Source organism: Streptomyces sp. NPDC001068 (genome assembly GCF_042897315.1).
In the GTDB taxonomy this organism is placed as follows: Bacteria; Actinomycetota; Actinomycetes; order Streptomycetales; family Streptomycetaceae; genus Streptomyces.
The window spans coordinates 54,441-71,998 of sequence record NZ_JBIAYD010000006.1; the positions used below are offsets into that span (position 1 = coordinate 54,441).

At 70.3% G+C, this 17,558-nt stretch carries 15 protein-coding genes and 1 other RNA gene; 11 read left to right on the top strand and 5 right to left on the bottom strand.

Features of this window, described 5'->3' with window-relative positions; translation table 11 throughout:
* The first annotated feature begins 203 nt into the window (after positions 1–203).
* The 4 genes from ACFY3I_RS17850 to ACFY3I_RS17865 all read left to right on the top strand — a co-directional run bounded on the left by ACFY3I_RS17850 (position 204) and on the right by ACFY3I_RS17865 (position 5,382).
* Positions 204–1,913: a serine/threonine-protein kinase gene (locus tag ACFY3I_RS17850; RefSeq protein WP_365293474.1), complete on the top strand. Its 1,710-nt coding sequence runs from the start codon at positions 204–206 to the stop codon at positions 1,911–1,913.
* A gap of 123 nt (positions 1,914–2,036) precedes the next feature.
* Positions 2,037–3,266 (top strand): serine/threonine-protein kinase, encoded by a 1,230-nt coding sequence (locus tag ACFY3I_RS17855; RefSeq protein ID WP_390861402.1) that lies wholly within the window; start codon positions 2,037–2,039, stop codon positions 3,264–3,266.
* 51 nt (positions 3,267–3,317) lie between these two features.
* On the top strand, positions 3,318–4,424 hold the full coding sequence (prfB, locus tag ACFY3I_RS17860; RefSeq protein WP_390861403.1) for a peptide chain release factor 2: 1,107 nt from the start codon (positions 3,318–3,320) through the stop codon (positions 4,422–4,424).
* Positions 4,425–4,749: 325 nt separating this feature from the next.
* Positions 4,750–5,382, top strand: a complete 633-nt coding sequence (locus ACFY3I_RS17865) for a hypothetical protein (RefSeq protein ID WP_390861404.1) — start codon at positions 4,750–4,752, stop codon at positions 5,380–5,382.
* 137 nt (positions 5,383–5,519) lie between these two features.
* Here the strand turns inward: ACFY3I_RS17865 and ACFY3I_RS17870 are convergent, their stop codons facing one another.
* Complete coding sequence (locus ACFY3I_RS17870; protein WP_362167893.1) at positions 5,520–5,711, bottom strand: hypothetical protein; 192 nt, start codon at positions 5,709–5,711, stop codon at positions 5,520–5,522.
* A 247-nt stretch (positions 5,712–5,958) separates the two neighbouring features.
* Between ACFY3I_RS17870 and ftsE the strand changes: the two genes are divergently transcribed.
* The 7 genes from ftsE to ACFY3I_RS17905 all read left to right on the top strand — a co-directional run bounded on the left by ftsE (position 5,959) and on the right by ACFY3I_RS17905 (position 12,160).
* A complete protein-coding gene (gene ftsE, locus ACFY3I_RS17875) occupies positions 5,959–6,648 on the top strand; it encodes a cell division ATP-binding protein FtsE (protein ID WP_351322897.1) in 690 nt (229 codons plus the stop codon).
* A gap of 47 nt (positions 6,649–6,695) precedes the next feature.
* Positions 6,696–7,613, top strand: a complete 918-nt coding sequence (gene ftsX, locus ACFY3I_RS17880) for a permease-like cell division protein FtsX (RefSeq protein WP_390861405.1) — start codon at positions 6,696–6,698, stop codon at positions 7,611–7,613.
* A 67-nt stretch (positions 7,614–7,680) separates the two neighbouring features.
* Positions 7,681–8,850, top strand: a complete 1,170-nt coding sequence (locus ACFY3I_RS17885; RefSeq protein WP_390861406.1) for a S41 family peptidase — start codon at positions 7,681–7,683, stop codon at positions 8,848–8,850.
* A gap of 63 nt (positions 8,851–8,913) precedes the next feature.
* On the top strand, positions 8,914–9,456 hold the full coding sequence (gene smpB / locus ACFY3I_RS17890) for an SsrA-binding protein SmpB (RefSeq protein WP_365293487.1): 543 nt from the start codon (positions 8,914–8,916) through the stop codon (positions 9,454–9,456).
* A gap of 111 nt (positions 9,457–9,567) precedes the next feature.
* Positions 9,568–9,954: a transfer-messenger RNA gene (gene ssrA, locus ACFY3I_RS17895) on the top strand.
* A gap of 317 nt (positions 9,955–10,271) precedes the next feature.
* On the top strand, positions 10,272–10,751 hold the full coding sequence (locus ACFY3I_RS17900) for a hypothetical protein (RefSeq protein WP_390861407.1): 480 nt from the start codon (positions 10,272–10,274) through the stop codon (positions 10,749–10,751).
* Positions 10,752–10,774: 23 nt separating this feature from the next.
* A complete protein-coding gene (locus ACFY3I_RS17905; protein ID WP_390861408.1) occupies positions 10,775–12,160 on the top strand; it encodes a hypothetical protein in 1,386 nt (461 codons plus the stop codon).
* A 72-nt stretch (positions 12,161–12,232) separates the two neighbouring features.
* Here ACFY3I_RS17905 and yicI read toward each other — a convergent pair whose 3' ends face one another.
* The 4 genes from yicI to ACFY3I_RS17925 are packed head-to-tail and all read right to left on the bottom strand — an operon-like array spanning position 12,233 to position 17,494.
* Positions 12,233–14,485 (bottom strand): alpha-xylosidase, encoded by a 2,253-nt coding sequence (yicI, locus tag ACFY3I_RS17910; RefSeq protein ID WP_390861409.1) that lies wholly within the window; start codon positions 14,483–14,485, stop codon positions 12,233–12,235.
* Between the two features lie 11 nt (positions 14,486–14,496).
* Positions 14,497–15,318: a carbohydrate ABC transporter permease gene (locus tag ACFY3I_RS17915; RefSeq protein WP_390861410.1), complete on the bottom strand. Its 822-nt coding sequence runs from the start codon at positions 15,316–15,318 to the stop codon at positions 14,497–14,499.
* A complete protein-coding gene (locus ACFY3I_RS17920) occupies positions 15,315–16,211 on the bottom strand; it encodes a carbohydrate ABC transporter permease (RefSeq protein WP_390861411.1) in 897 nt (298 codons plus the stop codon). Before ACFY3I_RS17920 ends, ACFY3I_RS17915 begins: the two co-directional genes overlap by 4 nt.
* A complete protein-coding gene (locus ACFY3I_RS17925) occupies positions 16,208–17,494 on the bottom strand; it encodes an ABC transporter substrate-binding protein (protein ID WP_390861412.1) in 1,287 nt (428 codons plus the stop codon). The genes ACFY3I_RS17920 and ACFY3I_RS17925 overlap by 4 nt, the downstream gene beginning before the upstream one ends.
* Positions 17,495–17,558 lie beyond the last annotated feature (64 nt).

Sequence of the window (17,558 nt, forward strand, 5' to 3'; positions counted from 1 at the left end):
GGCAACCGTGGGACCGAAGCGAGCGTCTTTCCATCGAACAACTGCGGGAACGCCTACGTATGGGGATACGTCCGGAACACTCGCCGGCCGCCCGCCGAGTAGGGGAAAGCACAGCCGGACGGCAGCCCGGTACCAGGGGCCACGGCACTACAGTGGGTCGGACACAAGAATCCGGACACACCAGCAAGCAGGGAGCGGATGACGTGCGGCCGGTAGGCAGCAAGTACCTCCTGGAGGAGCCGCTCGGACGCGGCGCCACCGGTACCGTCTGGCGTGCCCGCCAGCGGGAGACCGCCGGTGCCGAGGCCGCCGTGCCCGGCCAGCCCGGTGAGACCGTCGCGATCAAGGTCCTCAAGGAAGAGCTCGCGAGCGACCCCGACATCGTGATGCGCTTCCTGCGGGAGCGCTCCGTCCTGCTCCGGCTGACGCACCCGAACATCGTCCGGGTCCGCGACCTGGTCGTCGAGGGCGATCTGCTGGCCCTGGTCATGGACCTCGTCGAGGGCCCCGACCTGCACCGTTACCTCCGGGAGAACGGCCCCTTCTCGCCGGTGGCCGCCGCGCTGCTGACCGCCCAGATCGCCGACGCGCTCGCCGCCAGCCACGCCGACGGCGTCGTGCACCGCGACCTCAAGCCCGCCAACGTGCTGCTCCGGCAGTACAACGGCCAGATGCACCCGCTGCTGACCGACTTCGGCATCGCCCGGCTCGCGGACTCTCCCGGCCTGACCCGCACCCACGAGTTCGTCGGCACGCCCGCGTACGTGGCGCCGGAGTCGGCCGAGGGCCGCCCGCAGACCTCCGCCGTGGACATCTACGGCGCCGGCATCCTGCTGTACGAGCTGGTCACCGGCCACCCGCCGTTCTCCGGCGGCAGCGCCCTCGAGGTCCTCCACCAGCACCTCAGCGCCGAGCCGCGCCGTCCGTCCACGGTGCCCGACCCGCTGTGGACGGTCATAGAGCGCTGCCTGCGCAAGAACCCCGACGACCGGCCCAGTGCCGAGAACCTCGCCCGCGGCCTGCGGGTCGTCGCCGAGGGCGTCGGCGTGCACGCGAACTCCGCGCAGATCGCCGCCGCCGAGGGAGTGGGCGCGCTCCTGGCCCCCGACCCCGCGCCGGCCGCCGTTCCGGGGTCGGCCGACCCCACGCAGGTGCTGCCGAACACCGGCGGGCCCGCCGGGTCGTACGACCCGAACGCGGTGACCAGCTTCCTTCCGCACACCGGCGGCCCGGCGGGCGCCGCCGACCCGACCTCCGTACTGCCCAGCACCGGCGCCGCCGACCCCACGGCCGTCATGCCCCCGATGCCCCAGGGGCAGCCGGGCCAGCAGCAGCCGGAGCAGCCGCACCCCTGGCAGACCCAGCTCCGCGCGGCCCGCGACCGCAACGAGCAGACGCAGGTCCAGTACCTCGACCCGAACGAGGACCCGCTGCGCCGCCGCCCGCAGCGCCAGGTGGCCCGGCCGCAGCAGCAGCCCCGCCAGGCCCCGCAGCAGCAGCCGGTGCGCCGCCCGCAGCCGCGCGGCCAGCAGGGCGGCGGCTACGGCCAGCAGCAGGGCGGGTACGGCCAGCAGCAGCCCGCCGGATACGGCCACCAGCCGCAGCAGTACGCGCCGCAGCAGCAGCCCCAGCGGCCGCAGCAGCCCCAGCAGCGCTACGCGCCCCCGGCCGAGCCGCAGCGGGCCTCGCGCGAGCCGCGCCAGCGCAGCGCCAACCCGATGAAGATCCCCGGCCTCGGCTGCCTCAAGGGCTGCCTGTTCATGGTGGTCATCCTGTTCGTCGCGGGCTGGCTGGTCTGGGACCTGACGCCGCTGCACACCTGGGTCGGCGAGGGCAAGGGCTACTGGCACCAGCTCAAGGACTGGACGAAGGCGGTCGGCGACCTCTTCGACAGCGTGGGCGGCGGCAACTGACGCGGTGACCGACCGCGAGTTTGGGTACTTGTCGACATCTGGCGGGTGATTTCCGCCTCCTGGGTGAAGGTTGGCTCTTCGGACGCGTACTTTTGTCGGCAACACGCGTCTGTAGGAGCAGTCTTGGCACGGAAGATCGGCAGCCGGTACACCGCCAACCAGATCCTGGGGCGGGGCAGCGCCGGCACGGTGTGGCTGGGCGAGGGGCCGGAGGGCCCCGTCGCCATCAAGCTGCTGCGCGAGGACCTCGCGTCCGACGAGGAGCTGGTCGGCCGCTTCGTCCAGGAGCGCACGGCCCTGCTGGGCCTCGACCACCCGCACGTGGTGTCCGTCCGCGACCTCGTGGTCGACGGCAACGACCTCGCCCTCGTCATGGACCTGGTCCGCGGCACCGACCTGCGCACCCGCCTGGAGCGGGAGCGGCGCCTGGCGCCCGAGGCGGCGGTGGCGATCGTCGCGGACGTCGCCGACGGGCTGGCGGCGGCGCACGCTGCGGGCGTGGTCCACCGGGACGTGAAGCCGGAGAACGTCCTGCTCGACATGCAGGGCCCGCTCGGCCCCGGCGGCGCCCACCCCGCCCTGCTGACCGACTTCGGCGTGGCCAAGCTGATCGACTCCCCGAAGCGGACCCGGGCCACGAAGATCATCGGCACCCCGGACTACCTGGCGCCGGAGATCGTCGAGGGCCTGCCGCCGCGGGCCTCGGTGGACATCTACGCCCTGGCCACGGTCCTGTACGAGCTGCTCGCGGGCTTCACCCCGTTCGGTGGCGGCCACCCCGGGGCGGTCCTGCGCCGGCACGTGACCGAGACCGTCGTACCCCTGCCCGGCATCCCCGAGGAGCTCTGGCAGCTGCTCGTGCAGTGCCTGGCGAAGGCGCCGGCCTCGCGGCTGCGGGCGTCGGAGCTGGCCGCGCGGCTGCGGGAGCAGCTGCCGACGCTGGCCGGGATGCCGCCGCTGGACGTCGACGAGCCGGAGAGCGAGGCGTCGGAGGAGGCCCCAGAGGAGACGGCCGCCACCCCGGCCGCCGAGGAGCAGCGGGTACGGCGGCGGGGCGCGGTCTCGCTGGTGCCCGGCGCCAAGCCGGACTCCAACCGGGACACCCACACGTCGATGCGGGTGCCCGGCCCCGACGAGCTGGCCGGCGGGGCGCGGGGCACCGCCAGGGTCCCCAGGGCCTCCGGGGCGCCCCGGCCGGGCTCGGCCAGGCACCGGGCGGCGCAGCGGCGGCGCAGGGTGACGCTGGGCGTGGCCGGGGTCGTCCTGGCTGCCGCGGTGGGCGTCGGCACCTGGCTCGCCACCTCCGGCGACGACGCCCCGCCCCAGGAGACCCACAGCACGTCGGCGCCCTGACGCCGGGCGGCCGGGCGCTGCCCGCCTGGCGGAGCCGTTACGCTGGGAGGCGTGGCAGTCGTCGATGTATCCGAAGAGCTCAAGTCCCTCTCCTCGACCATGGAGTCGATCGAGGCCGTTCTGGACCTCGACAAGCTGAGGGCAGACATCGCCGTGCTCGAGGAGCAGGCGGCCGCGCCGTCCCTGTGGGACAACCCGGACGAGGCGCAGAAGATCACCAGCAAGCTCTCCCACCTCCAGGCCGAGGTCAGGAAGGCGGAGGCGCTGCGCGGGCGGATCGACGATCTCTCGGTGCTGTTCGAGATGGCCGAGGAGGAGGACGACCCGGACACCCGTGCCGAGGCCGACTCCGAGCTCGCCGCCGTCAAGAAGGCGCTGGACGAGATGGAGGTGCGGACGCTGCTCAGCGGTGAGTACGACTCCCGTGAGGCGCTCGTCAACATCAGGGCCGAGGCGGGCGGTGTCGACGCCGCCGACTTCGCCGAGAAGCTGCAGCGGATGTACCTGCGCTGGGCGGAGCAGAAGGGCTACAAGACCGAGGTCTACGAGACGTCGTACGCGGAAGAGGCCGGCATCAAGTCGACCACCTTCGCCGTGCAGGTCCCGTACGCCTACGGCACGCTCTCGGTCGAGCAGGGCACCCACCGCCTGGTGCGGATCTCGCCCTACGACAACCAGGGGCGCCGCCAGACCTCCTTCGCGGGCGTCGAGGTCCTGCCCGTGGTGGAGACGACCGACCACATCGAGATCGACGAGTCCGAGCTGCGGGTGGACGTGTACCGGTCCTCCGGGCCCGGCGGGCAGGGCGTCAACACCACCGACTCGGCGGTGCGCCTCACCCACATCCCCACCGGCATCGTCGTCTCCTGCCAGAACGAGCGGTCGCAGATCCAGAACAAGGCGACCGCGATGAACGTCCTGCAGGCCAAGCTCCTGGAGCGGCGCCGGCAGGAGGAGCAGGCCAAGATGGACGCCCTCAAGGGCGACGGCGGCAACTCCTGGGGCAACCAGATGCGTTCGTACGTCCTGCACCCGTACCAGATGGTCAAGGACCTGCGTACGGAGTTCGAGGTCGGTAACCCCGAGGCCGTCTTCAACGGCGAGATCGACGGCTTCCTGGAGGCCGGAATTCGCTGGCGCAAGCAGCGCGAGAAGTAACTTTGTCGACTTGCCCATGGCGAGTCGGCCGATACGCGAACTGCCGCCCCTGTGGCGGCAGTTCGCCTATATCCGGGCCGTGCCAAGGGTTCCGCCCAGGATTTACATCACACTCACAGGCTTCAACTCCCGGCATTCCGCGCGCAACTGGACATCGCGCCCGCAACGGCCTTGACGTTGCTTTGAAAAATGGGAAGGGTGAAGCGTGGCATGCGTATCTCTGGGGCGCATGAGAACCGGGGGGCTCGCACATCCGTAGCTACCTCCGTAGAGCACAGCCCCAGCGCCGCCAACCTGACATTCAGCTACTGGGGGTAGCAACCAGATGACCAAGAAGACACGGATCCGGGTCGCGCGGATAGCCGCCTGCGCCGTGATCGCCGCCGGTGCGTCCCTGACCGCCGCCGGTGCGGCCTCCGCCCTCTCCATCGGCGTCGAGGCCAACGAGGACGGCCTGACCGCCACCGTCAACACCGCCGACGACGACCCGACCGACGGACCCACCGAGATCCCGACCGGCCCGGCCACCAGCGAGCCGCCCACGAGCGAGCCGCCCTCCAGCGAGCCGCCCACGAGCGAGCCGCCGGCCTCCTCCACGCCCTCGGACGAGCCGACCCAGCCCACCGACGAGCCCACCGAGCCGACTGAGGAGCCGAGCGACAACCCGACCGACGGCGGCGGCACGGGCGGTAACGGTGGCAACGGCGGTGGCAACGGTGGCGGCAACAACACCGGCACCGACGGCAACTCCGGCACCTCCGCGCAGGAGGAGGGCTCCTCCGCCCTCACCGACACCGGTTCCAACACCCAGACCCAGGGTGGCGGCGACGAGCTCGCCGAGACCGGTGCCGCGCAGACCGGCTTCCTGATCGTCGGTGCCGCCACGATGATCGCCGGTGGTATCGGCTTCCGCGTCCTGCCGCGCCTGATGAGCGGTCGCGGCGGCGCCGCGGCCTGACGGTAGCCGCCCGCTCGCCGAGCGTGCGCGTCACCTACGTCGAAGGGCCCGGAGCATCGGCTCCGGGCCCTTCGGTCGTCCTGTGTGCGCCGCGGCGCGCTGCGGGCGCGTTCTCGCCCGCCCGTCTGTGACGTTCGTTACGCGGTCTGGTGGGCCAGCAGGGCCACCGCGGCGATCAGAACCGCGAGCAGCCCGATCAGCGCCATCGGGTTCAGCCCGCCCAGGAAGCTCTCCTGCTGCAGACGCTCGCGGTTGGCGCGGCACACGGGGCACCGGCCCTCGCTCACGGGCGCCGCGCAGTTCGCGCACACCAACCGGTCGTACGTCATGCGCTCGCCCTCCTTGCACCGGCCATTACCTACACAACGCTCAGCGGAACGAGAACGTTCCCCCTCCACTGTGCCAGGTTCCCCCGGAAAGGGCGCGGCCGTCCGCGGACCCCGTACCGGCGTTCCGGAAAGACTGCCCCGGAACAAAACCGCACAAGCATCACCCAACCGTGACCGGCGCCTGCGCTTCCTCACCCGACTCGCGTATGGTCACGCTCATCTACCCCCGGCGACCCGTGGTGCATCCGTGATCCGATTCGACAATGTCTCCAAGGTCTACCCCAAGCAGACCCGCCCCGCACTCAGGGAAGTGTCCCTGGAAGTGGAGAAGGGCGAGTTCGTGTTCCTCGTGGGATCCTCCGGCTCCGGAAAGTCCACCTTCCTCCGGCTGATCCTCCGCGAGGAGCGGTGCAGCCACGGTCAGGTGCACGTCCTGGGCAAGGACCTCGCCCGTCTCTCCAACTGGAAGGTGCCGCAGATGCGCCGCCAGCTCGGGACGGTCTTCCAGGACTTCCGACTGCTGCCCAACAAGACGGTCGCCGAGAACGTGGCCTTCGCCCAGGAGGTCATCGGCAAGTCCAAGGGCGAGATCCGCAAGTCCGTGCCGCAGGTGCTCGACCTCGTCGGGCTCGGCGGCAAGGAGGACCGGATGCCCGGCGAGCTGTCCGGCGGTGAGCAGCAGCGCGTGGCCATCGCGCGCGCCTTCGTGAACCGTCCCAAACTGCTGATCGCCGACGAGCCCACGGGTAACCTCGACCCGCAGACCTCGGTCGGCATCATGAAGCTGCTCGACCGCATCAACCGCACCGGCACCACCGTGGTGATGGCCACCCACGACCAGAACATCGTGGACCAGATGCGCAAGCGCGTCATCGAGCTGGAGAAGGGCCTCCTCGTCCGCGACCAGGCCCGCGGCGTCTACGGCTACCAGCACTGACCGCCCACGACCCCGCAGACGTCCACGGAAAGGCATAACCCGACGCCATGCGCGCCCAGTTCGTACTGTCGGAGATCGGAGTCGGTCTCCGCCGCAATCTGACGATGACCTTCGCGGTCGTCGTCTCGGTCGCCCTGTCCCTGGCGCTCTTCGGTGGCTCACTCCTCATGAGCGACCAGGTCACCACCATGAAGGGCTACTGGTACGACAAGGTCAACGTCTCGATCTTCCTCTGCAACAAGAGCGACGCCGAGTCGGACCCGCACTGCGCCAAGGGCGCGGTCACCGAGGACCAGAAGAAGCAGATCCAGTCGGACCTCGGCAAGATGACGGTGGTCGAGAAGGTCACGTACGAGTCGCAGGACGACGCGTACAAGCACTACAAGGAGCAGTTCGGCGACTCGCCGCTGGCCGACTCCCTCACCCCGGACCAGATGCAGGAGTCGTACCGGATCAAGCTGAAGGACCCGCAGAAGTACCAGGTGGTCGCGACGGCCTTCGACGGCCGTGGCGGCGTCCAGTCCGTGCAGGACCAGAAGGGCATCCTGGACAACCTCTTCGGGCTGCTGAACGGCATGAACTGGGCGGCCCGCGCGGTCATGGCGATGATGCTGGTGGTCGCCCTGATGCTGATCGTCAACACGGTGCGCGTCTCCGCGTTCAGCCGTCGGCGCGAGACCGGCATCATGCGCCTGGTCGGCGCCTCCGGCTTCTACATCCAGGCCCCGTTCATCGCGGAGGCCGCCGTCGCCGGCCTGATCGGCGGCACGGTCGCCTGCGGATTCCTGGTGATCGCCCGGTACTTCATCATCGATCACGGCCTGGACCTGTCCCACAAGCTGAACCTGATCAACTTCATCGGCTGGGACGCGGTGCTGACCAAGCTCCCGCTCATCCTCGCGACGAGCCTGCTGATGCCCGCGCTGGCAGCGTTCTTCGCGCTGCGCAAGTACCTCAAGGTGTGACACATGCCAAGAGGGCCGTACGGGCAACCGCCCGTGCGGCCCTTTTCGTTGTCCTAGACTCACCGGCATGTCAGGCCGTGAGCTGTTCTGTCAGCCCCGCCGGGTTCGCCGGGCGGCGGCTCTGACGTTGGTGTTCGCAGGGCTGTTGGTGACCGGCGCGGCCACCGGGGCGTTTCCCGACCCCGGCCGGCCCGACCGGAAGACGCCCACCGGAGCCGCCCGTACGGCCGAGGGACACGACGGTGTCGCCAGGGCGGCCGCCGACGCGCTCGCCGACGGCAAGTCCCCCATGGAGGCCGCCGAACGGGCCGTGAGCCGCAGCGGGGACCGGTGGGCGGCGGTCTACTCCGAGGGCGAGTACCAGGAGTTCGAGGAAGCGCTCGACGGGCAGTACACCGGCGTCGGGCTGTGGGCCCGGCGGGAGCGGGACGGGCGGATCGAGGTCACCAGGGTGCAGGCCGGGTCGCCCGCGGCCACCGCCGGCATCCGCAAGGGCGACCGCCTGCGCAGGATCGACGGAGCGGACGTCGACGGGCGGCCGGTCACCGACGTCGTCTCCTTACTGCGCGGCGACGCCACCGACGCCCGGGCCGGCACGACCGTCACCCTCGGTCTGGAACGCGGCACGCGCGCGTGGAACGAGACCCTGCGCCGGGCGCGGCTGTCCACCGACTCGGTGACCGTGCGCAAACTGGCGGCCGGTATCACCGTCATCAAGATCTCCGCCTTCACCAGGGGCTCCGGGGAACTGGTCCGCGCCGCCGTCCGGCAGGCCCCCGCCGACGCCGGGATCGTCCTCGACCTGCGGGGCAACTCCGGCGGTCTGGTAAGCGAGGCCGTCACCGCCGCCTCCGCCTTCCTCGACGGCGGCCTGGTCGCCACCTACGACGTGGACGGCGCCCAGCGCGCCCTGCACGCGGACGCCGGCGGCGACACCGCCAGACCCCTGGTCGCGCTCGTCGACGGCGGCACCATGAGCGCGGCCGAGATGCTCACCGGCGCACTCCAGGACCGCGGCCGTGCGGTGGTGCTCGGCTCCCGCACCTTCGGCAAGGGCTCCGTCCAGATGCCCACCCGGCTCCCCGACGGCTCGGTCGCCGAACTCACCGTCGGCCACTACCGGACCCCCTCGGGCCACACCGTCGACGGGCGGGGCATCACCCCCGACCTGGAGGCGGGCACCGGGGTGCTGGAGCGGGCCGAGACGGTACTCAGCGGCCTCGGCGACCCGTCGTAGCCAAATCCGCTTCCCTCGCACCCCCTCCGTAGTGCGAAAATGGAGAGCACTATGGCCAAGGGAATGTACGTACCGAAAGAGTCCCAGCAGAAGCAGCAGGGGACGGCCGCCAAAGCCAGGGACGGCGAGAAGGGCGGCAAGCGCAAGATCGTCGCGCAGAACAAGAAGGCGCGGCACGACTACGCGATCATCGACACCTACGAGGCCGGCATCGTGCTGTCCGGCACCGAGGTGAAGTCGCTGCGTCAGGGCCGCACCTCGCTGACCGACGGCTTCGTGCAGATCGACGGGAACGAGGCGTGGCTGCACAACGCCCACATCCCCGAGTACAGCCAGGGCACCTGGACCAACCACTCGGTGCGCCGCAAGCGCAAGCTGCTGCTGCACCGGGAGGAGATCGACAAGCTGGAGAGCAAGTCGCAGGAGACGGGGCACACGATCGTGCCGCTCGCCATCTACTTCAAGGACGGCCGGGCCAAGGCGGAGATCGCCCTCGCGCGCGGCAAGAAGGAGTACGACAAGCGGCAGACGCTGCGCGAGCAGCAGGACCGGCGGGAGTCGGACCGGGCGATCGCGGCGGCGAAGCGGAAGCAGCGGGGCGCGTAGGGCGGGACACCGCCGGAATACGGTGGCCACGTCGCTCGTTGTTCACGTACGATGGCACTGCACCTCACGGCAGGTGCGCACCCTCCTCGGAGGGGTTTGAAAACACAACATGGGGATGATCGGTTTCGACAGCGGCTGTCGAAGCAGGGGAAGCGTGTCGAGGAAGCGACAATGATCTCGTTAACCATATGTCGCAACCAATAATCGCCAATTCCAAGAGCGATTCCCGCGCCTTCGCCCTCGCTGCCTAATAAGCAGTGAGTGAAGGCCCTAACGGGTGTCAGACCGGGGATGTTCCCGACCCGGACCCTGGCATAATCTAGGGGACTAAACCATTCGGCCCGGTCACGGGGTCGAATGGGAAATCAAACAGTGACTGGGCCCGTCGGCGACTTGTTCGCGTGATTGCCGGGGCCGAGAAAATCACAGCGAACTGCACACGGAGAAGCCCTGATTCTGCACCGTTGGACGCGGGTTCGATTCCCGCCATCTCCACGGTCAGGAGGTCCCCGGACCTCCACATCCCATGTGGGCGAAGGCCCCGACGCTTCCGAGCGGCGGGGCCTTCGTCATGCCGTCACCGGGTAGCCCGCGAGACCGGTCCGCCCGGAAGGTCACCTACCGGGGACTGGCCAACGGCGGCCTGTCCACGATGACCTGCCGGACCTGGCAGGGCGAAGCGGAGTCGTAGACGCGGAAATGGGCGGCGCGCACCCGGTCGCAGGCCTTACCTTGTCCCAGCACCGGCACGGACCCGTGGTCCGGTGGCGATCCCCCTGCCCCGATGACCGACTCCTCGAAGGACCCGCCGGCCCATGTTCCTGCTCCGCTTCCTGCCCCCGCTGCCCCGCGAGATATCCCTCGGGCTCGTCGGGCTCGTCTTCGGACTGTTCCTGACCGTGCACGGTGTCCAGCAGGCCTATGCCGAGTCGACCGGAGTCCCCGGCACGGTCGCCGTCACCGACTGCACGCCCGCGACCGGCGGCCTGAGTGACCTGTGGCAGGACGGCTGGGCCTGCGAGGGCTCGTTTGCGGCCACCGACCGCAGCGTCAGCGTCAGCGACGTCACCGTCGACGGGGTCGTCGACACCCGCCCCGCCGACATGACGCTGCCCGCCCTCGTCGACGGCCCCGGCGACCACACCGCCACCCGTGACGGGTCCGGCAGTTGGAAGATCCCGACCCTCACCGGAGTCGTCATCCTCGGCTTCACCGCGTGGCGGGTACGCACCGTCAGGAACCTGCTGCGCGAGCGCCGGGCGCGCGCCGTGCCGGCCCCGGCGCCGGCGGTCTGACCGGAGCGGGGGCGCGACCTCACATGACGGGACGTCAGGAGCCCTACTACGTGGACTACGAAGGGGACTTCGGGCTCAGCGGGCTGACCGAGGCGTTCGCCCTCGCGTCCGCCCCGCGGGACACCGGCGCGGCACTCGGTCTCGTCACGGCGACGCTCGACGCCTACGACCTCGCCCGTCCGCTGTACGACATCGGCGACCTCGGCGCGGAACAGCGCACCAGGTTCGGCTACGACACCTGCCATGACGAATGGGGGTACGCCGACGATCTGCGCGAGGACGTGCGTGCTCTCGTCGCCTCGCCGCTGGCGGACGAGACGATCCGGACGGTGTGGCGAGCGGCGTCCGGGGACCGCTGGGATCCGGCGGCGCACGGCCTGAGCGCACGTGACTGGCTGCGGCACGTCGAGGAGACCTGTGCCGCCCGTCCGCACCGGAAGATCCCCGGGCCGCGCCCGGAGTTCTGTCCGATCTTCGGCGCCCGGCCGCCGAGGCCCGACGAGGTGCGAGACGACGTCCTCGCGGAGATACGGTTCTGCCGCGAGCGGACGGCCGCCGCCCCGCCGTCCGCCGACACCCTCACGGCCCTCGAAGAGGTGGCCGCCACCGCCAGTCCCGCAGTCGCGTTCCGGCTCCTCCTGCGGGCCCTGAAGGTCCACTCCGTACGGATCGACAAGCCCTGGTACGACCGGCTCGAGGCGCTCTCCAGCAGGTTCGAGCACTGCACCGGGCTCGTCGAACACGGCCTGGACATCGCGTGGCCGCCGATCGACACCGCCCGGCGCGACTCCACCTGGGACTTCGGCTTCTCCGGCCTCGCCAGGTCGGCCCACCAGGACTGGTCCGGAAGCCGGGAGGAGATCCACGACGTCGCCGCCGGCGACTCCGTCGGACAGACCCGGGGCTCCGCGGCGGCCGTCCTCCTGGAGGACACGCTCCGCCTGCTGGGGTCCGCCCTGTCCGACACCGCGCTCGCCACGCTGTGGGACGGGGCCTCGGGCGAACCGCGGCGCGTCGGCGGACGGGACTGGCTGCGGCTGGTCGCGGACGTGTGCCGGGAGCGGCTGGCGGAGGCCGCCCCCGCGTACACCCCTGTCGTGGCACCCGCGCGGACCGAACTCGCCGACGTGGTGCTGCGGGAGATCAGGGAGACAGTGCCCGCCGTGGCCGACAGGGTCGTCTGCCCCTACCGGTGCCCCGTGCCTGCCGGCGACGTCATGGACCTGCTGGAACAGGTGGTCACCCGCATCGATCCCGACCTCGGGTTCCGGCTGTTCCTGCGCGTCCTGAGCACGCTGGCCGTACCGCTCACCCGGGAGCGGTACGACCGTTACCGGGCGATCGGCGAGCGCATCGGGTACGGCGAGTTCCACGTGTCCGACGTGGAGTACCTGGTCGACGCCGGCTGACCGCCCCGGCGTCTGGCACTCGCCGCCGACCGCGTACGGGGCCGTGCCGGGCCCCGTCGGTGACCTTCGCCGTCAGTCCAGTTGCAGGGAGAGGAACCCGGTGCCGGCCGCGGCCCGCGCCGTCCGTTCCCCGGCCGCCAGGCCCCACTCCGCCGTCGGGGTGTCGCACGAGGCCCGCAGCGTGTCCCCCTCGCGTTCGACGGTGAAGGTGACGTCCCCGATCGGGACCGTGACCCGGGCGCCGTGCCGCAGTCCGTACGCCCGCAGCGTGACCCCGTCCGCGTGGTCGTAGTCCGGACGGTCGGTCACCGCGCCGACCGGGACGACCGCACCCGGCCGCACCAGCAGCGGCACGCTCAGGAAGCCGTGCCGCTCGCGGACCCAGCGCGGTCCGGTGACGGTCGCCCCGGTCGGGAAGCACGTCCAGTCCCCCTCGGGGACGTAGTAGGAGACCTCGCCCTCGTCGCTGAACACCGGCGCCACCAGCAGATCGGGGCCGAGCATGTACTGCCGTTCCAGGTGCGCGCAGCCGGGGTCGTCCGGGAACTCCAGGACCATCGCCCGCATCATCGGCACCCCCTCGGCGGCGGCGGTGCGCGCGACCCCGTACAGGTACGGCATCAGGCTCAGCTTCAGCCGGGTGAAGTGCCGCAGCACGTCCACCGACTCCTCGTCGAAGAGCCAGGGCACGCGGTAGGAGGAGCTGCCGTGCAGCCGGCTGTGCGAGGAGAGCAGTCCGAAGGCCAGCCAGCGCTTGAACAGCGCCGGGGTGGGCGTGCCCTCGAAGCCGCCGATGTCATGGCTCCAGTAGCCGAAGCCGGACAGGCCGAGCGAGAGCCCGCCGCGCAGCGACTCGGCCATCGACTCGTAGGTGGCCTCGCAGTCGCCGCCCCAGTGCACCGGGAACTGCTGGCTCCCGGCCGTGGCCGACCGGGCGAAGACCACCGCCTCGCCCTCGCCCCGGTGTTTGCGCAGCACCTCGAAGACGGTGCGGTTGTAGAGGTGGGTGTAGTAGTTGTGCATCCGCTCCGGGTCCGAACCGTCGGACCAGGCCACGTCCACCGGGACCCGCTCCCCGAAGTCGGTCTTGAAGCAGTCGACGCCCTGGTCGAGCACCGCCTCCAGCTTGGCCGCGTACCAGTCGCGGGCCGCCGCCGAGGTGAAGTCGACCAGCGCCATCCCCGGCTGCCACAGGTCCCACTGCCACACGCCCCCGTCCGGCCGCCGCAGCAGGTGCCCCAGCTCCCGGCCCTCGGCGAACAGCGGCGACCGCTGCGCGATGTACGGGTTGATCCACACGCTCACCCGCAGCCCCCGCTCGTGCAGCCGGGTCAGCATCCCCTCCGGGTCCGGGAAGACCCGGGGATCCCACCGGAAGTCGCACCAGTTGAACTCCCGCATCCAGAAGCAGTCGAAGTGGAAGACGGAGAGCGGGAGTTCACGCTCCCGCATGCCCTCGATGAAGGACGTGACCGTCTTCTCGTCGTACGACGTCGTGAAGGAGGTGGAGAGCCACAGGCCGAAGGACCAGGCGGGCGGCAGCGCCGGGCGGCCGGTGAGGGCGGTGTACTTGCGCAGGATGTCCCTCGGGCTGGGGCCGTGGATGACGTAGTACGTCAACTGCTGCGACTCCACGCTGAACTGGACCCGGGACACGGCCTCCGAACCGACCTCGAAGGACACCTTTCCCGGGTGGTCGACGAAGACCCCGTAGCCCGCGTCCGTCAGGTAGAAGGGCGTGTTCTTGTAGGCCTGTTCGGTGGCGGTGCCGCCGTCGGCGTTCCAGACGTCGACGACCTGGCCGTTCTTGACCAGCGGGCCGAAGCGTTCGCCGAGGCCGTAGACGGAGGTCCCGACACCGAGGCGGAGCTGCTCGCGCAGGTAGTGGGCGCCGGTCGCGGTGTCCCGCATGATGCCCATGCCCTTGGGGCCGCTGGAGGTGAGCACGCGGCCGCCGGAGAGGAAGTCGAGCCGCCAGGGCGAGGTGCGGCTCAGCCGCAGTGTCAGCGACCCGGACGTCAGGGTCGCGTACTCGTCGTCGTACGACACCTGGGACGCGGTGTCGCTCCGGTGGAGCTCGAACCGGGGGCCGCGGGGCCGCTCGCCCTCGAAGTGGGTGAAGGTGACGCCGATGACGTCGGGCATCGGGGTGTGCGCGCCGATGGTGACGACCGGTCCCTTCAGCAGGTCGCCGCGGTGCCGGATGGGCTGGGTCGGCGCGTGGATCTCCAGGGCGTCGTCCGTGGCCGTGACGTCGAGGACCTCGACCGGGTGGGCCGCGGTGACGCCCTCCCGGAGCAGCCAGTAGCCGTCGGTGAACTTCACTCACGTACCTCCTACTTGACGGCGCCCACGGCGATGCCCCGGGTGAGCGTGCGCTGGAAGACGAGGAAGAAGACGATGGCCGGCAGCACGCCGAGCAGGGCGGCCGCGTTGGTCATCGTGGCGTCCATCAGGCGCTGGCCCTGGAGGACCCCGAGGGCGACGGACACCGTCTGGTTGTCGTTGGAGATCAGCATGACCAGCGGGAGCAGGAACTCGTTCCAGGTCCAGATGAAGAAGAAGACCAGGAGCACGCCGAGGGTCGGGCGGCTGACCGGGACGACGATCCGGACCAGGATCTGCCACTTGTCCGCGCCGTCGATCCGGGCCGCCTCCACGATCTCGCGCGGGAACCGGCCGAGGACCGAGGAGAGCAGATACGTCCCGAACGCCGACTGGATCACCGTGAACACGATGATCACGCTGAGCCGGGTGTCGTACAGGCCCGCCTGCTTGCTCAGGTAGTAGAGCGGGTAGACCAGCGCCTCCTGCGGCAGCATGTTGGCGAGGACGAAGAAGGCCAGCACCCAGGTGCGGCCCCGGATCCGGCCGATGCCGATCGCGTACGCGTTCAGGACGGAGAGCGCGGTGGCGAGCACGGCCACCGAACCGCTGATGACGACCGAGTTGAGCAGCTTCCGGCTGTAGTCGACGCGCTGCCAGAAGTCCTCGAGTCCGTCCAGGTAGAGGCCGTGGGGGAGGCTCAGGGGGCCGTTCTGCGAGTACTCCGCCGGGGACTTGACCGCGTTGACCGCCACGATCAGGAACGGGACGACCATGAAGAGGGCGGCGAGGCAGAGGGCGAGGAGCACGGGGTAGCGGCGCAGGGCGGTCATGCGTCCTCCGTACGGCTCTGCAGCCTCAGGCCGATCAGGGACAGGGCGAGGATGACGGCCGTGAGGACCGTGGAGATCGCCGAGCCGTATCCGACCTGGGTCTTCTCGAAGAACGTGGTGAAGGAGAAGTAGGAGGGCACGTCGGTGGCGCCGCCCGGTCCGCCCTTGGTCAGGACGTACACCGCGCCGAAGACCTTGAGCGCGGCGATCGTGCACCAGGTCAGGACGACGTACACCTCGGGGCGCAGCTGTGGCAGCGTGACGTGCCGGAAGCGGCGCCACCAGCCGGCGCCGTCCAGCTCGGCCGCCTCGTACAGCTGCGGGTCGACGCGGCCGAGCCCGGCCATGAAGACGACCAGCGGGAAGCCGATTTGGACCCAGACCAGGACGCCCATGACCGTGTAGAGGGCGAGGCCGGGGTCGCCGAGCCAGTCCTGCTGCCACCCGCTCAGCCCGACCGCCTTCAGCAGGGCGTTGAGGGAGCCGTCGTCCGGGGCCAGGATCCAGCTCCAGACGATGCCGGCGACCGCGACCGGCAGCACCTGGGGGAGGTAGAAGCAGGCGCGCAGCACGGCGGCGATCCGGGTGCCGAAGTGCTTGCCGACGAAGTCGAACAGGGCGGCCGCCAGGACGAGGCCGAGGGCCGTGGGGATCGCGGCCATCGCGAGCACCATGAAGAGGCTGTGCCGGAAGGACGCCCAGAACTCGGAATCGTGCAGCAGCTCACGGTAGTTGGCCAGCCCCGACCAGCGCGGGCCGCCCACGCCCTGCCAGTCGGTGAAGCTCACGCCGGTGTTCATCAGGAACGGGACGACCACCACGGCGAGGAAGGCCAGGGCGCCCGGGAGGAGGAAGAGGGTGTAGGAGTCGCGGGGGCGGACCGGCACGCTCACTTCGTGCCCTTGTCGTACGCCGTCTGGAGGTTGCTCAGGTAGGCGTCCGGTTTCTCGCTCCCGGTGATCAGTTTCTGGGTCTCGGAGACGAGGGTGTCGTAGAAGCCGGCGACCGGCCAGTCGGGGTAGAAGGCGAGGCCGTCCCGTGACGACAGGGTGTTGAAGTCGGTGATGAGCTGCTTCGACTTGGGGTCGGTGACGGCGTCCGGGTCGGCGGCCACCGGGACTCCGCCCTTGTTGCCGAGCAGGTTCTGGATCTTCTTCGACATGGTGATGTCGATGAAGTCGTAGGCGAGGTCCTTGTTCCCGGAGTTCTTCGGTACCACCCAGAGGTTTCCGCCGGAGCCGAGGGTGAGGTCCGAGCCGGGCCACAGGAAGCTGCCCCAGTCGAACTCGGCCTCGGACTGGAAGCGGCCGTACCACCAGCTGCCGGAGAACAGGATCGGCGCCTTGCCCTGGATGAAGGAGACCCCGGCCTGTTCGGCGGTCGTCCCGGAGGACGTCTTGGCGATGTACCCCTTCCTCACCCAGTCGGCGAAGGTGTCGGCCGCGTAGGTCCAGGCGCTGTCGTGGAAGTCGGTCTTTCCCTTGTACAGCTCGTAGCTGTCGACCCACGAGCGGTCGGCCTTCGACAGCGCCAGCTGGTAGAGGTACTGCTGGGCCATGTACTCGGAGCCCGCGTTCGCCAGCGGTGTGACCTTGTGCCGCGTGAACTCGTCCATCGCGGCCGTCAGGTCGTCGAACGTCTTCGGTTCGGCGATCCCGTACTTCTTGAACAGCTCCTTGTTGTAGTAAACCATCGTGTACTCGGCATAGTTGGGCACTCCGTACCACTTGCCGGAGCCCATCACGCCCTCGGCGTCGTACTGGCTGGTGGTGCGCACGCCCGCGCTCAGCTTCTTGTCCCAGCCGCGCGCGGTCGCCTCGGCGGTCAGGTCGGTGAGGAGCCCCTGCCTGGAGAGGAGTCCCGCCGTCGCGTTGCCCTTGTTGTACTCCATGATGTCGGGCGCGTCGGAGGAGTTGAGGACCATCGGCGCGGTCTTCTGGATCTGCTCGAAGCTCTTCTCCTCGTACTTCACCTTGACGCCCGGGTGGGAGGCCTCGAACTCCTTGATGGCCTCGTTCCAGGCGACGCCCATCGCGCTGGTCGGGCCCTCGTAGTGCCACAGCCGCAGGGTCTTGCCGTCGGACGCGCCGCCGCCCGAGCCGCCGCAGGAGGTCAGCAGCAGCGATCCGGCGAGGATCGCCGCCGCGGTCGTCGTCCGCCGTCGTGTCGTCAGCATCCAATGCCTCCGGGGAGTCGGATGGATGGAGCTCGTCCCGCGCCGAATCGGTTCGATGCGAAAC